17 protein-coding genes and 1 tRNA gene are annotated in these 13,321 nt (G+C 65.3%); 10 read left to right on the top strand and 8 right to left on the bottom strand.

What is annotated here, in order from left to right; translation table 11 throughout:
- The first annotated feature begins 99 nt into the window (after positions 1-99).
- The gene (locus tag K289_RS0121835) at positions 100-1,074 is read left to right on the top strand and encodes a ketopantoate reductase family protein (protein ID WP_027553485.1); all 975 of its coding nucleotides are present in this window, start codon (positions 100-102) and stop codon (positions 1,072-1,074) included.
- A 3-nt stretch (positions 1,075-1,077) separates the two neighbouring features.
- Here K289_RS0121835 and K289_RS0121830 read toward each other — a convergent pair whose 3' ends face one another.
- Complete coding sequence (locus K289_RS0121830; RefSeq protein ID WP_084788675.1) at positions 1,078-1,785, bottom strand: alpha/beta family hydrolase; 708 nt, start codon at positions 1,783-1,785, stop codon at positions 1,078-1,080.
- A gap of 126 nt (positions 1,786-1,911) precedes the next feature.
- Between K289_RS0121830 and K289_RS0121825 the strand changes: the two genes are divergently transcribed.
- Positions 1,912-3,057: an acyl-CoA dehydrogenase family protein gene (locus K289_RS0121825; protein ID WP_027553483.1), complete on the top strand. Its 1,146-nt coding sequence runs from the start codon at positions 1,912-1,914 to the stop codon at positions 3,055-3,057.
- 4 nt (positions 3,058-3,061) lie between these two features.
- Here the strand turns inward: K289_RS0121825 and K289_RS0121820 are convergent, their stop codons facing one another.
- Positions 3,062-3,946 (bottom strand): LysR family transcriptional regulator, encoded by an 885-nt coding sequence (locus K289_RS0121820; protein ID WP_027553482.1) that lies wholly within the window; start codon positions 3,944-3,946, stop codon positions 3,062-3,064.
- A 102-nt stretch (positions 3,947-4,048) separates the two neighbouring features.
- Between K289_RS0121820 and K289_RS0121815 the strand changes: the two genes are divergently transcribed.
- The 3 genes from K289_RS0121815 to K289_RS0121805 are packed head-to-tail and all read left to right on the top strand — an operon-like array spanning position 4,049 to position 5,555.
- A complete protein-coding gene (locus tag K289_RS0121815; protein WP_027553481.1) occupies positions 4,049-4,477 on the top strand; it encodes a DoxX family protein in 429 nt (142 codons plus the stop codon).
- 18 nt (positions 4,478-4,495) lie between these two features.
- Positions 4,496-4,960: a DsrE family protein gene (locus tag K289_RS0121810; protein WP_027553480.1), complete on the top strand. Its 465-nt coding sequence runs from the start codon at positions 4,496-4,498 to the stop codon at positions 4,958-4,960.
- Entirely contained in the window at positions 4,953-5,555 is a 603-nt protein-coding gene (locus K289_RS0121805) for a TlpA disulfide reductase family protein (protein ID WP_027553479.1), read from the top strand. Before K289_RS0121810 ends, K289_RS0121805 begins: the two co-directional genes overlap by 8 nt.
- 90 nt (positions 5,556-5,645) lie before the next feature.
- Here the strand turns inward: K289_RS0121805 and K289_RS0121800 are convergent.
- Positions 5,646-5,722: transfer RNA gene (locus K289_RS0121800), tRNA-Arg, on the bottom strand.
- A 141-nt stretch (positions 5,723-5,863) separates the two neighbouring features.
- Between K289_RS0121800 and K289_RS0121795 the strand changes: the two genes are divergently transcribed.
- Positions 5,864-6,217, top strand: coding sequence for a glyoxalase/bleomycin resistance/extradiol dioxygenase family protein (locus tag K289_RS0121795; RefSeq protein ID WP_027553478.1), 354 nt, complete (start codon positions 5,864-5,866; stop codon positions 6,215-6,217).
- Between the two features lie 108 nt (positions 6,218-6,325).
- Entirely contained in the window at positions 6,326-6,619 is a 294-nt protein-coding gene (locus K289_RS0121790) for a GYD domain-containing protein (protein ID WP_027553477.1), read from the top strand.
- A gap of 58 nt (positions 6,620-6,677) precedes the next feature.
- Here K289_RS0121790 and K289_RS0121785 read toward each other — a convergent pair whose 3' ends face one another.
- The 4 genes from K289_RS0121785 to K289_RS0121770 all read right to left on the bottom strand — a co-directional run bounded on the left by K289_RS0121785 (position 6,678) and on the right by K289_RS0121770 (position 9,995).
- Entirely contained in the window at positions 6,678-7,634 is a 957-nt protein-coding gene (locus K289_RS0121785) for a tripartite tricarboxylate transporter substrate-binding protein (protein ID WP_027553476.1), read from the bottom strand.
- A gap of 46 nt (positions 7,635-7,680) precedes the next feature.
- The gene (locus tag K289_RS0121780) at positions 7,681-8,052 is read right to left on the bottom strand and encodes a cupin domain-containing protein (protein WP_027553475.1); all 372 of its coding nucleotides are present in this window, start codon (positions 8,050-8,052) and stop codon (positions 7,681-7,683) included.
- Between the two features lie 18 nt (positions 8,053-8,070).
- Positions 8,071-8,709, bottom strand: coding sequence for an RraA family protein (locus K289_RS0121775; protein WP_027553474.1), 639 nt, complete (start codon positions 8,707-8,709; stop codon positions 8,071-8,073).
- Between the two features lie 257 nt (positions 8,710-8,966).
- A complete protein-coding gene (locus tag K289_RS0121770; RefSeq protein ID WP_027553473.1) occupies positions 8,967-9,995 on the bottom strand; it encodes an alpha/beta fold hydrolase in 1,029 nt (342 codons plus the stop codon).
- Positions 9,996-10,204: 209 nt separating this feature from the next.
- Here K289_RS0121770 and K289_RS0121765 point away from each other — a divergent pair, with 209 nt between their 5' ends.
- Positions 10,205-10,822: a hypothetical protein gene (locus K289_RS0121765; RefSeq protein WP_027553472.1), complete on the top strand. Its 618-nt coding sequence runs from the start codon at positions 10,205-10,207 to the stop codon at positions 10,820-10,822.
- A 327-nt stretch (positions 10,823-11,149) separates the two neighbouring features.
- On the opposite strand, the gene K289_RS0121760 is transcribed toward K289_RS0121765, so the two are convergent.
- Complete coding sequence (locus K289_RS0121760; protein ID WP_027553471.1) at positions 11,150-12,157, bottom strand: 2-dehydropantoate 2-reductase; 1,008 nt, start codon at positions 12,155-12,157, stop codon at positions 11,150-11,152.
- A gap of 170 nt (positions 12,158-12,327) precedes the next feature.
- Here K289_RS0121760 and K289_RS0121755 point away from each other — a divergent pair, with 170 nt between their 5' ends.
- Together K289_RS0121755 and K289_RS0121750 are read left to right on the top strand one after the other, a co-directional pair.
- A complete protein-coding gene (locus tag K289_RS0121755; protein WP_027553470.1) occupies positions 12,328-12,930 on the top strand; it encodes a YidB family protein in 603 nt (200 codons plus the stop codon).
- A 40-nt stretch (positions 12,931-12,970) separates the two neighbouring features.
- Positions 12,971-13,243 (top strand): GlsB/YeaQ/YmgE family stress response membrane protein, encoded by a 273-nt coding sequence (locus K289_RS0121750; RefSeq protein WP_082907900.1) that lies wholly within the window; start codon positions 12,971-12,973, stop codon positions 13,241-13,243.
- The last annotated feature ends 78 nt before the right edge of the window (positions 13,244-13,321 follow it).

Raw genomic sequence — 13,321 nt, 5'->3', positions numbered from 1 at the left:
ATCTTTCCGTGGTGGGGCGGTCGCGCCCATCGCATGGCGGGTTGTGCCATGCTGGGGTCGGGCAGCAGGCACGGGATTCCAGGGACGGGACATCACACCATGCGCATTTGCATTTTCGGCGCGGGCGCCGTCGGCAGTCATCTTGCGGTACGCCTCGCACGCGCCGGCCACGAGGTCTCATGCGTGATGCGCGGCGCGCATCTCGAAGCGGTGCGCGCGGGCGGCCTCAAGCTGCGCGTCGGCGATTCCGAGGTGGGCGCCAAGGTGAACGCCTCCGGCGATCCGGCCCAGCTCGGTCCGCAGGACGTCGTGATCAGCACACTGAAAGCCACCGCGCTTCCGGGACTGGTCAGCAGCATCAAACCGCTGCTCGGCGAGGACACCGCGATCGTCTTCGCGCAGAACGGCATTCCCTGGTGGTACGGGATCGGCCTGCCGCCACGACACCCGACACCGCCCGATATTACCTTCCTCGATCCGGGCGGGCGGCTGCGCGCCTGCATCCCGAAAGAGCGGATCGTCGGCGGGGTGGTCTTCTCCTCCAACGAGGTGGTCGCACCCGGCGTGGTTCAAAACCTCACGCCGGACCGCAACCGCCTGCTGATCGGCGAATGCGACGACCGCAATTGCGAGCGCATCACGAAACTCCGCGGCGTCCTGAACGACGCGCGGCTGGAATCGCCGCCGGTGGCGGAGATCCGCGAGGCGATCTGGTCAAAGCTGCTGACCAACATGTCGCTGTCGGTGCTGTGCCTGCTGACCGGCCAGACCGCGCGCGGCGTGCGCGACGACCCCGCTTTCACCGACGTCATCCCGCGCATGCTGAACGAGGCCAACGAGATCGCGCAGCACTTCATTCCCGAGGTCAAGCGCGTGACGCGCAGTGGCCCCGCCCCCAACCACAAGCCGTCGCTGCTCCAGGATTACGAGCTCGGCCGCGCCATGGAGATCGACGTGCTGGTGAAGGCCCCCGCGGCCTTCGCCCGCGCAGGCGGCCTGTCGACGCCGACGCTCGACCTGATCGCCGCGCTCGCGATCCAGAAGGCGCGCGACAAGGGCCTCTACGCGGCCTGAACCTCAGGCAATCTCGTCGATCCAGGCCGTGAGCGTGTCGAGCACCTCCGCAAGCGCTTCCTCATTGCTGCGGCCGGACTTTCGCAGCACGGCGAAGGAGTGATCGCCGCCGGCGACCTCATGCAGCCTGGCCTTTGGGCCGAGCGTCTCGATCACGGGCTTGAGGTAGCTGCGATCGGCGAGCCCGTCTCGCGTGCCTTGGAGGAACAGCATGGGAATGGCGACGCCGCCAAGGTGCTCGGCGCGCTCGGTCGATGGCTTCTTGTCGGCATGCAGGGGAAAGCCGAGAAAGGCGAGCCCTTCTACGCCCGGCAACGGCACCTTGGACTGCGCCTGCGAGGTCATGCGACCACCGAACGATTTTCCGCCGGCGATGAGCTTCAATCCCGGGCAGAGCCGCGCCGCCTCCTCGACAGCCGCGCGGATGGTGGCGTGTGCAACGGCCGGCTGGTCTGGACGCCCCTTGCCGTTCTCCATATAGGGAAAATTGAAGCGAAGCGACGCGATGCCGCGGTCCGCGAGGCCCGCGGCGACCTTGTCCATGAACGCATGCCGCATATCGGCGCCCGCACCGTGCGCCAGGACGTAACAGGCGCGCGCATTGTCCGGCCGCATCAGAATGGCGGAGACAGTGCCGATGCGCTCGATGTCGAGCTTGAGCTCTTGGGTTTTAACGGTTTGGGTTTTGACGGTTTGGGTTTTGACGGCCAAAATCAGACATCCCAACAAGACGCGTATCCGGCCGCCTTGGTAGCGTCACCGGCGCAGCCTGAAAACACAATAATTGTCGCCGTGCGCTGGACTACCAAGCCGGCAGCCGCATCAACCGAGGTTTCCATGCCCTACCGCTCCTCCTGGATGACCGAAGAGCTCGACGTCTTCCGCGACCAGTTCCGGAAATATCTTGCCAAGGACCTGGCGCCGCACGCCGAGAAATGGCGCGAGCAGAAGATGGTCGACCGGTTCGCCTGGCGCGGGCTCGGCGAGATGGGCGCGCTGCTGGCGAGCGTGCCCGAGGCCTATGGCGGCCTGGGTGCGACCTTCGCCTACGATGCCGCCGTGCTGGAAGACCTCGAAAGCACGGTGCCGGAGCTGACGACCGGCGTCTCCGTGCACAGCGCCATCGTCGCCCACTACATCCTCAACTACGGCTCGGAGGAGCAGAAGACGCGCTGGCTGCCGAAGATGGCATCGGGCGAGATGGTCGGCGCCATTGCCATGACCGAACCCGGCACCGGCTCGGACCTGCAAAGCGTCAAGACCACCGCGAAGAAGCAGGGCAATTCCTACGTCATCAATGGCCAGAAGACGTTCATCACCAACGGCCAGGCCGCCGATCTCGTCATCGTCGTCGCGCGCACCGGCGAGGTCGGCGCCAAGGGCATTTCGCTGATCGTGGTCGACACCGCGGGCGCGGATGGCTACAAGCGCGGGCGCAACCTCGACAAGATCGGCCTGCACGCCTCCGACACATCCGAGCTGTTCTTCGACAACGTCGTGGTGCCGCCGGAAAACCTGCTCGGCCGGGAGGAAGGCCAGGGTTTCGTCCAGTTGATGCAGCAATTGCCGCAGGAGCGACTGGCGCTCGCGGTCGGTGCCGTCGCCTCGATGGAACGGGCGGTCAAGCTCACCACCGACTACACCAAGGAGCGGACCGCCTTCGGCAAGCCGCTGATGGATTTCCAGAACACCGCCTTCAAGCTCGCCGAGCGCAAGACCGAGGCGATGATCGCGCGCGTCTTCGTCGATTGGTGCATCGAGCGCCTGGTCGCCAAGGACCTCGACACCGTCACCGCCTCGATGGCGAAATACTGGTGCTCGGAGAAGCAGGTCGAGACGGCCGACGAATGCCTCCAGCTGTTCGGCGGCTATGGCTACATGCAGGAGTATCCGATCTCGCGCATCTTCATCGATTCCCGCATCCAGAAGATCTATGGCGGCACCAACGAGATCATGAAGCTCCTGATCGCGCGGTCATTGTAGCCTGCTATCTCATCCGCTTGTCGGCGGCGATGAAGTCGATGAAGGTCCTCACCTTCGCGGAGAGATATTTGCGGCTCGGATAGACCGCGAACAGGCGCCCCTCGAAGATGACATCGTCGGGCAGAATGTGCTCGAGACGGCCGGCGGCGATGTCGTCGGCGACCAGCCACTTCGGCAGGAAGGCGAAGCCCATCCCCTCCAGCGCTGCCATGTGAAGCAGCGTTTCGTTGCCGCTGCGCAAGACCGGATTGAGCTTGACGGTTTCGACGCCGCGCTCGCTGGTGAATGAGAAGCTATCGCCAGGATAGAGCGCATAGTGCAACAGCGCCTGACCGGCGAGGTCGGCCGGCTTGGTCGGGCGGCTGGCGCGATCGAGAAACGCGGGGGCGGCGACCAGGTAGAATGCGACCCTGGTGATCGGCCGCGCGATCAGGGCCTCGTCGGGCGCGCCGGTTGCGCGCAAGGCGAGATCGAACCCCTCTTCGACCAGATTGACCAACCGCCCGCTGAGGTCGACATCCAGGCACACCTCCGGATAGCGGGCCTGATAGTCGGCCAGTACGCCTGCGAAGATCGCATTCGCCATCCACACCGGCGCGGTCAGCCGCAGCGTGCCGCGCGGAACGACAGTCGCCTTGCTCACGGCGGCTTCGACCTCGTCGAGCGAATCGAGCATCTGCCGCGTCTGCTCGAAATAGAGCGTCCCGCTCTCGCTCAGGCTCACGCGCCGGCTGGTCCGATTGAGGAGCCGCGTGCCCAGCCGCTTCTCGAGCTGCATTACATGCTTGCTCGCCATGGCGGGCGAGATGCGCAGGCGCTGGGCCGCGGCCGCAAAGCTCTTCAGCTCCGCGACCAGGCAGAACACCCGCATACTGATCAGCGAATCCATAAGATCATCAACATTCAGGAAAGGAACCCATCCCAGAACATATAATGATTAAATCTGGTGAAATCATCAAATGGTGGCGGCCGTCAACAACCGGAGACCACCATGTCCATCACCGCCCTCGAAACCGCCACGCCCGGCCGCGCCCTCCGCATCGGCCTCTGGATCGCGCAAATCCTGATTTCCTTCGTCTTCATCTCGGCCGGTCTGGTCAAGCTGCTCACGCCCATCCCGCAGCTTGCCGCGATGATGCCCTGGGCGGGCGAGTATTCCGAAACCTTCGTGCGCTTCGTCGCCCTGGTCGATCTCACCGGCGGTATCGGCATTCTGCTGCCGGCGCTGACCCGGATCCTGCCACGGCTGACCGTGCTGGCCGCGCTTGGCTGCGCCGTATTGCAGGTCCTTGCGCTGGTCTTCCACATCTCGCGCGGCGAGGCTGCGGTCACCCCGCTCAACGTCGTCCTGCTGGCGCTCGCCCTGTTCGTGCTGTGGGGACGCAACGGCAAGGCGCCGATCGCACCGCGTCAGGTCTGATACGCGGGCACGCCAACCGTGACGACACTTTCCAACCGATTGTCGCGCCGGGGCTTGCTCGCCGGCGCCTCGATCCTCACGGCCGGCGGCACCACCGCGGCCAAGGAGGATCGTCTCGTCGACGGCGTCGTCATCCTGATCGACAGCAACGAGCCCTATGTCATGGGACACGCCGTCAGCTACTCGGCCAATCTCGCCCGGCATTTTGCCGAGAAGGGCACGAAACTGCTGATCGAGGTCGTTGCCAACGGCAAGGGCATCGACGTCTTCCGGGCGGACAAGAGTTCAATCATCGAGCCGCTCGCAACGCTGCGCCAGTCGCTGCCCAACCTCAGCTACAGCATGTGCGCGTCATCCAAGGCGATCGCGGAGGCCAAGGAGCAGATCTCGATCCCGCTGATTGCCGGCGCGAGCCTTGTGCCCTTCGGCATCGGACGTGTGGTCGAGCTGCAGCTCAAGGGCTGGGCCTACATCCATGCATGAGAGATTTCGCGAGAAGGGCCCGGCCTTGTCGCGGCGATCGCTCCTGATCGCCGCGCCGGCGCTCGTTACGTCCTTACGCGCAAGCGGCGCGCAAGCCGAGCCGACCTGGCCGCCGATGTTCGAAACCGGCCGCAGCCAGTTCACGGTCGTGCGGCCGCGCGCGCCGATGCCGCAGCTCCGGCTTCAGGACCTGCATGGCAAGGACGTCGTCGTGACGGCGAAACCGGGCCGCATCACGCTGGCCAATTTCTGGGCGACATGGTGCGCCGCCTGCCGGCTCGACCTGCCTGCGCTCGCCAGCCTTGCCGGATCGCGGCCGGACCGGCTCGACATCGTCGCGATCTGCACGGACACGAAGGACCTCAAAAAGATCCGCACGTTTCTCGGGGGCCTCGCCGTGCAAAACCTCGCCTGCTACGTCGATGTGTATGGCGCGACGGCTGAGGCGTCCGCCTCCATTTTCAGGCTCGTCGGCATGCCCATCACCTATCTCGTCGGAACGAGCAATCACCTCGAGGGCTACATCACCGGCGCGCCCGACTGGCTCTCGCCGGCCGGCACGCGGTTGCTGCAATTCTATCGCGAGCAGGCCTGACCCCGGTCACGTCGGATGCCACCAGCGGCAGCCGATGACCTCCAGTTCGCGCCGGAGCGTGGCCAATGGGGATGATGGCACATGACAAAATGGCGATCCCGGGATGACTCGAACATCCGACCTACGGTTTAGGAAACCGCCGCTCTATCCGGCTGAGCTACGGGACCGCGGAACCCGCGGGGCGGGCTCGGCCTCCTCATAGCAGAGCAGGATACGGTTCGCCAGCCGCAAGGCGGCCCGGACCATCGTCAACCCAAGCAAGGCGGCTGTACAATCGTGTCTAGGTCCCTCCCGGCGGAGCAGTTCACATGATCGAAAGCATCAGCGCCATCACGCTCGGCACGCATGACATGGGGCGCGCCGTGCACTTCTACCATTCGCTGGGGTTCGAGCTCCTGTATGGCGGCGATGCCGCTGCATTCACCAGCTTTCGCGCCGGCACCGGCTATCTGAATTTGACCGCGCAGCCGGACGACAAGCGCTGGTCCTGGTGGGGCCGCGTCATCTTCCATGTTGCCGATGTCGACGCGATCTACGAGCAGGCGCGCGCGGCCGGGTGGCAGCCGTCGACCACACCGCGCGATGCGGAATGGGGCGAGCGCTACTTCCATCTTACCGACCCCGATGGCCACGAGCTCAGTTTCGCGCGGCCGTTGTCCTGACCGGATAAGTCGCATCCGCTGACGTTCCCAACGCGCAAGTGGCGCGGTCTCGGCCGCCGTGGCAAACTCGGCGCGGTTTCCTCATGCGAGTAACCAGGGAGGACGACCATGGTAACCTATGTCGTGCTGGCGAATTTCACCGATCAGGGAGTCCGCAACGTCAAGGACTCGCCGAAGCGGGCCGACGCCTACAAGGAGATGGCCAAAACGTTCGGCGTGACCGTGAAAGAGATCGTCTGGACGCAGGGACGATATGACGTTGTGACCGTTCTCGAGGCTCCAGACGAGGCTGCCGCGATGTCGCTCAGCCTCAGTCTCAGCGCACTCGGCAATGTCCGCACCGAAACGCTGCGCGCGTTTTCGGCTGCAGACATGACGAAGATCGTCGGCAAGATGCTCTGACGCTTAAGGCACGCGCGAGGGCGCCGGACCCGGGATGGCAATCCCGGGAGGAGGCTTCTCATGCCCTGATATTATTCTCGCGCACCACCTTGCCCCAATAGGCGACCTGCTTGTCGAAGAAGGTCTTGAATGCGGCACCATCCTCGAGCAGCAGCGTCATCTGCTGTGTCTCCTTGAGTTGCGCGGCGGTCGCGGGCTCGCTCAGGATCTCCTTGGACGCCGTCGCGAGGCCTGCGACGATGTCGGGAGGCGTTCCGGCAGGCGCAAAGATGCCCCACCAGGCCAGCGTCTCGAAATCCGGAAAGCCGGCCTCGATCGCAGTCGGGGTGTCCGGCAGGAGCGGCAGCCGCTCGCGGCCGAGTTGCAGGATCGGCCGCAGCATGTTGGTGCCGAGCTGGGCGCCAACCAGCGCCGCCGATCCCGCGATGAGATCGACATGGCCGCCCAGCACGTCGTTCATGGCAGGCCCGCCGCCGCGATAGGGCACGTGGGTGATCTCGACGCCGGCCTTGCTGCCCAGCACGGTCATCGCGAGATGGCCGAGCGTGCCGATGCCGACGGAGGCATATTTCACTGCGCCCGGCGTCTGCTTGCAGGCCGCGACCACGTCGGCAAAGCTGTTGTAGGGGCGGCCGGCGTTGGCGGCGATCACGTACGGCGCGGTGCCGACCAGGAGGACAGGCATCAGCTCGCGCTCGACGTCGACCGGCGGCTTGTCGAGGATCGACGGGATCACCGCATGCGAATCGAAGGTCACCAGGAACGACGAGCCGTCCGGCGGGCTCTTTGCGACCTGCGCCGCGCCGAGCGCCCCGGCGGCGCCCGACTTGTTCTCGACCACGACGATGCGATTGAGCTTGGTTTGCAGATTGCTCTGCAGCAGCCGCGCCATCGCGTCGGTCGAGCCGCCCGGTGGAAACGGCACGACCAGCGTGATCTTGCCGGCTTGCGCTGCCGCCGGCGCCATCGCGAGGATGGCCGGTGCGGCCAGCAGCGCACGTCGTGTGATGCTCATGGTCTCCCTCCCCTGTTTTGCGCCTGGCTTTTTGCTCTTTGGCGCTTTACGTCGTCCCGAAGCCGGACCCCGGTTTTCTGTATTCCGGTCGCGGCGGACTAAAAATGTCCAGCACGCGGGCGCCGTCGGAGCCGGCGCGCATCGTGTGCGGCACGTTGCCGGGCGTGCGCCAGAAATCGCCCTTCTTCACCGCAATCTCCTCGCCGCCCTGGACGCGGATCGCCGAGCCCTCGAGCAGCACGCCCCATTGCTCTTCGGGATGATGATGCAGCGTGCCTTGCACATGCGGCGCCAGTGTCACCACCGACAGCATCGCCTGCTCGCCGGAGAAGATCCGTGTGGTCAGCCCCGGGCCGAGCTCGCGGAACAGCCCGTCGCTCGTCGTGTCGAGATTGTGGAATTCGTCCTTCTGGCTCACGCTGTCTTCCCCTGTTGATCAGGATTTCCCATAAGAGCCCTGGTAGCGGCCCTCGCGGATCGCCTTCAACGTCTCCTCCTCGCGCAGGATCTGGGCGCGCACCGCTTCGAGCAGCCCAGCGGCGGTCGCGGCGGGAAACGACACCACGCCGTCCTCGTCACCGACCACGATGTCGCCGGGCGAGATCACCGAGCCGCCGATCGAGACCCGCACGTTGATCTCGCCGGGACCGTTCTTGTAGGGGCCGCGATGGATCACCGCGCGGGCGAAGCAGGGAAAGTCGGACGCGGCGAAAGCCGCGACGTCACGGATCGCCCCGTCGATGACGTAACCTTCCGCTTTGCGCCATTCGGCGATGTTCTTCATGATTTCGCCGACGAGGGCCCGCGTCTCGTCGCCGCCGCCGTCGACCACGATGACATCCCCCGGCCCGACCAGTTCGAGCGCGCGGTGGATGGCGAGATTGTCGCCGGGCCGGGTGCGCACCGTGAAGGCCGTCCCCACCAGCTTGCCGCCGCGATGAAACGGCTTCAGCCCGACCGCTCCAGGCAGGCGGCCGAGATTGTCCGAAATGATCGAGGTCGGCGCACTCCTGAATCCCTCGATGATGTCGGCCGGCGGCTTCGGCACGCCGTTCGCAGCGATGGTAATGGTCATGAAAGTGCGGTCCCTTCCGTGATTTTTCTCAGTCGGCGTGCGCCCGCGCCTTCGACGGCCAGAATCCGGAACGAGCGCCCCTCCTTCATCCACGCCGCGCGCTCGTCGCGCAACAGCGTGCGGCGAACTTTTCCGGAATCATTGCGCTGCGAGCAGCATCAGGCGTTTCCACTTCGTCTTCTTGTTGGTGTCGCTCCAGGGCGAGGCGCCACGAGCCGAAGTGTAGCAGCCGCGGCGGCTGCTTCAAGCCATCCGCATCAACGCTCCGCCGCGCAGCCCGGTAGATCGAACAGGGCTTCGAGGCCGCATTTCGAGGTCAGCATTTTCTCGCCGTCATGGCCGACGCCGGCGACGTCCCACACGCGATGATTGGGCGTGCCATTGTCGCGCTTGGCCATGATGTCCGCATAGGCGTGGCCGCGGGCGTAGCGATTGGCGCCTTGCGCCTCGGCCATGCAGCTCTTGTCGAGCGCGGAATGCTCGGGATTGGTATCGAGGGTGCCGAGCAGATAGATCACCTCACGTTCGACATAACGCTGCTCGAGCGCGGCCGGGGTCGCGTCCGCAAGATAGGACGGACGATCGCCCATGCCGTATTTCCAATTGTTGTAGCCGGGGCAGGATGCTGCGATGGACGGCTTCGGCCGCTCGGCGCCGAAATAGGCGTAGGACGAGGGATTGGCGATGACATAGCGGACATCGATATGTTGACGCGACAGCGCCGCTTCGCCCCTGCCGGCGATGGCGTAGCGCTGCGCGACCTGCCCGCCGCCGGAATGTCCGGCGACCACGACCTGCTTCAGGTTCGGGAAGATGCGCCGGTCGGAGAGTTTGGCCAGGATCGCATCGAGCGCTTCGAAGGAAGATAGCGGGTTCGGCGCGAGCGCAGCGTCGCCGCCTTCCCATCCCGACAGCGACCAGCGCAGCGTGTCCGCGGGCAGCTTATGCGCTTCAATATCGATCTCTGCCAAGAACTGCGGCACGATCATGAGCGCGCTCTTGCCGACGTCGCCCGCAGCGAGCTGCGCGTTATGGGCTGATATGTAATATTCGTCGGCGTTGCGCAGGCGTCCGTGCAGCACGATGATCGCGCGCGAGATCGCCGGCAGCGGCATCGACCAGTCACTGGAGAGATAGAGCGGCAGAATGCCCTGGCCGCCGACCGAGAGCCGCGCGTCGGCGATCGCCCGCACCGGCTTGCGGTTGAGCGCATCCTCGTCCGCGGCAAACGCATGGCCGCAAATCAACGCCATCGCGATTGCTGCGAGACGGGCCAACGCTCTCATGTCCGACGTTTCCCTTCGAATTCAGATCCATAGAACTCTAAGCGCATCGCATGCCGCGAGCTGTGACTCCTCGGCCACGTCAAGCAAAAAATGTCAGCAACGCAGACGCGAAATTCCCGGGTTCCATGGGTGACAAGGCGGCAATAAACGGGCAAAAATCCGGTCCGATTCAGTTCGGGTTGAGTCCCCTAGAGATTACCCTTGTAAGAATGTCGTCTGTGATTGCATGGCGTCGTGCGGCGCTGCTCGCCGCTGCTTCGGCAGGACTGGTCCTGCCGATGTCGCATGGCCATGCCCAATGGTGGAAGCGCGCGCCGATCGACTTCGAGGAATGCGCCGACGCCGCCGAGAAGTCCGCCACCAAGGCGGAGAAGACGGCAGCGCTTGCCGATTGCAACGCGAAGTTCGCCGGGCGCCGCAAGGCGGGCGGCGGCTACACCTATTACGACTTCCTGCAGGACCGCACCTTCGACATCGCCGGGCCCAACCCGACTCCGGAGGAGCAGAAGAAGATCGACCAATCCTACACAACCTATCTCGCCAACGAGCGCCGCAAAAATGCCGTGGCGGAAGTCACGGCGCGCCAACAGCTCGAGCAGCAGGAACAACAGCTCCAGCGGATCGCGCTGCGCAGCGAGGCTGAGCGGGTGCCGGTCCCCGTCGAGCGGCCGAAGGTCCAGCAGACCGTCGGCGGGCCGCGACCAAAGGGCGCAGCCTGCACCAAGGGCTCGTTCTCCTGCGAATGGCCACGGCTGTCCGAGGGATTGAACGAGCTGAAAAAGCTGTTCAACCCGACAACACCGAGCAAGCCGGCGAAGAAGGGCTGAGCTGTTGCTCCGTCAACGCGGGCGCTATCGATAGATTCCGCGGTCCTGGCGTTCGCCAGGACGACGACTGAGGATGCGGCGCCTCAGTTCGTCCGCTTCTTCTTTTTGTTTTTGTGCTTGGGTGTAGTCACCGGCGGATTCACCGGCGCCGTCGTCGTGCCACTCGGTGCCGACCGGCTCTCCTGCAATCGTCTGTCATAACCAGGTGATGGCGTGACGGTCGGTGGCCGGGCCTGAGCGAAGGTCGACGCGCCGCAGAGCGCGGCCAGCGCGAGACCAGTCATCAAACAAGGTTTCATCGCGCTCCCCCTGTCGGCCCGCTCGAGATCACGCCGCGCCCCTGATCTGTTGCGGCGTCAGCCTCGGCGGGCCCTGGCCTGCGCTTTCGGCTTCCCTGATCAACGCAACAATGCGGCGCGACAGCGGCACGTTGACGCCGTTCTGCTCGGCCAGCGCGATGATCGCGCCCTGGAGATAGTCGATCTCGGTCTTTCGCCCCTGCTTCAGATCCTGCCACATCGAGGAACGCGCCTCGGGATCGATCTTCATGGTTCGTCCCAGGATCAGATTGAAGATGGTATCCGGCAGCCGCAGCAAGATCGGCGTCCAGTTCGGCGGGATCGGCGTCGCCGACACCGGCGTGATGCCGGCGGCCTTCATCGCGGCCAGCCCCTCCGCCATCTGATCGGCAAACAGCCGCCGCCATTCGCGGCTAGCCAGTTGCGCGGCGAGCGGCAAGTCGGACAGCGCGCTGAGCGCGTTGTTCAGGTTGATGATCAGCTTGCCCCATTGCACGCCGGTGATGTCGCTGTTGGCGCGCATGGCGAGGCCGGGCACCGCTAGTTCGAGAGCCGTATTGGCCTCGTCCGCTTCGACATGGATGTCGCCGGAGGTCGAACGGTGGAAACGCCCCTCACCCATCGCGATCACGTTGAACGGCACCATACCGGCGAGCACACGCCGGCCAGCCAGGCGCTGTCGCAAAACCGCGACGTTGCCGACGCCGTTCTGAAGCGAGACGATGACGGCATCCTGCGGCGCATGTTGCGCGATCTGATCGGCCACGTCAGCGGTGTCGGCGCTCTTCACCGTGACCAGCACGATGCCGGCGCTGTGGAAAATCGACGGATCCTCCGACAGCGCGAGCTGGCCCGCACCGAGCCTGTTCTCGGACCCGTCGAAATCGGTCAGCCGCAGGCCGAACCGCTCGATCTCGGTCTTCACCCGTGGCCGCACCAGCAGCGCGACGCGGCGGTCGCCGGCCGCAAGCATGCCGCCGACAAAACAGCCGATGGCGCCCGCGCCTGCCACCACGATCGGTCGATCCGTAACCACGCCCTGCTCCCCCATGAACCGCCGTCTCGATAGCAGAGGCGAGGCCGGCTGCCCATCGCGGGTTGCGCCGCATCTGCCTTGTAACCGTCATGAGAGCCCCATATGTTTTTGCCCCGGGGGGCCTGTCACCGGCGAGAGCTCGCCGAAGGTGAACGCCAAAGGAGAGCACCATGGGTCTACTCGACGTCCTCAACGGCATGCAGAACGGCCCACGCGGTCCGAGCACGCCAAGCTCACAAGAATCCTCCGGCGGCATGTCGCCGATGACCATGGCGATCCTCGGCCTGCTCGCCTGGAAGGCATTCAAGCATTTGACAGCCGGTCAACCTGATGCGGCACCGGCGCCACAGCAGCGCTCACCGTTGCCGCCTCCGACCCCTGCGAATGCGGGCGGCGCAGTTCTTCCCGGCGGGCCCGGTGGTAGCGGCGGTCTCAGCGATCTGCTCAAGGGCGGCCTCGGCGGCCTGCTTGCGGGTGGTGCGGCCGGCACCGTGCTCAGCGGCGGCCTCGGCGATCTCCTCAACCAGCTCCAGCAGGGCGGTCACGGCGAGACCGCGAATTCCTGGGTCGGCAAGGGCCAGAACAAGCCGATCGCGCCCGGCGATCTCGCCAATGCGCTCGGCGCCGATCAGATCGAGAGCCTCTCCGCCCAGAGCGGCCTGTCGCGCGAGGAGCTGCTCTCGGGCCTCAGCCAGTACCTGCCGCAGGTGGTCGACCATCTGACGCCGGACGGACGAGTACCGACCGAGGACGAGATCTCGGGCAGAATTTAATCGAACTCTGATCTACGCCTTCAGGAAGGGGAGCACTGACATGAGCATGGGCGGCCTGTTGTGGATCATCGTCGTCGGCTTCATTGCCGGCCTCATCGCGCGCTTTCTGGCGCCGGGACCAAACAATCCGAGCGGCTTCATCCTCACCACCATCCTCGGCATTGCCGGCGCATTCCTCGCCACCTTCGTCGGCCAGGCCATCGGCCATTACAGCCCCGACCAAGGCGCCGGCTTCATCATGGCAACGATCGGCGCGGTGGTGGTGCTGTTCATCTGGCACCGGCTGGTCGCGAGCGGCGTGATCAAGGGGTGACGCTTCAAAGCGTCGCCGAAGAGAGGCGCACGGCCTCCCCATCGTCATGCCCGGGCTTGACCCGGGCATCTACGTCTT

It is taken from the genome of Bradyrhizobium sp. Cp5.3 (genome assembly GCF_000426265.1).
In the GTDB taxonomy this organism is placed as follows: Bacteria; Pseudomonadota; Alphaproteobacteria; order Rhizobiales; family Xanthobacteraceae; genus Bradyrhizobium; species Bradyrhizobium neotropicale.
This window is presented reverse-complemented; position numbering and strand designations above follow the sequence as displayed.

Coding starts and splice junctions, on each gene's coding strand:
- K289_RS0121795 (WP_027553478.1), top strand. CDS start 5,864: ATGATCGAAAGCATCAGCGCCATCACGCTCGGCACGCATGACATGGGG.
- K289_RS0121785 (WP_027553476.1), bottom strand. CDS start 7,634: ATGAGCATCACACGACGTGCGCTGCTGGCCGCACCGGCCATCCTCGCG.
- K289_RS0121750 (WP_082907900.1), top strand. CDS start 12,971: ATGAGCATGGGCGGCCTGTTGTGGATCATCGTCGTCGGCTTCATTGCC.
- K289_RS0121765 (WP_027553472.1), top strand. CDS start 10,205: ATGTCGTCTGTGATTGCATGGCGTCGTGCGGCGCTGCTCGCCGCTGCT.
- K289_RS0121825 (WP_027553483.1), top strand. CDS start 1,912: ATGCCCTACCGCTCCTCCTGGATGACCGAAGAGCTCGACGTCTTCCGC.
- K289_RS0121775 (WP_027553474.1), bottom strand. CDS start 8,709: ATGACCATTACCATCGCTGCGAACGGCGTGCCGAAGCCGCCGGCCGAC.
- K289_RS0121835 (WP_027553485.1), top strand. CDS start 100: ATGCGCATTTGCATTTTCGGCGCGGGCGCCGTCGGCAGTCATCTTGCG.
- K289_RS0121805 (WP_027553479.1), top strand. CDS start 4,953: ATGCATGAGAGATTTCGCGAGAAGGGCCCGGCCTTGTCGCGGCGATCG.
- K289_RS0121820 (WP_027553482.1), bottom strand. CDS start 3,946: ATGGATTCGCTGATCAGTATGCGGGTGTTCTGCCTGGTCGCGGAGCTG.
- K289_RS0121770 (WP_027553473.1), bottom strand. CDS start 9,995: ATGAGAGCGTTGGCCCGTCTCGCAGCAATCGCGATGGCGTTGATTTGC.
- K289_RS0121790 (WP_027553477.1), top strand. CDS start 6,326: ATGGTAACCTATGTCGTGCTGGCGAATTTCACCGATCAGGGAGTCCGC.
- K289_RS0121815 (WP_027553481.1), top strand. CDS start 4,049: ATGTCCATCACCGCCCTCGAAACCGCCACGCCCGGCCGCGCCCTCCGC.
- K289_RS0121755 (WP_027553470.1), top strand. CDS start 12,328: ATGGGTCTACTCGACGTCCTCAACGGCATGCAGAACGGCCCACGCGGT.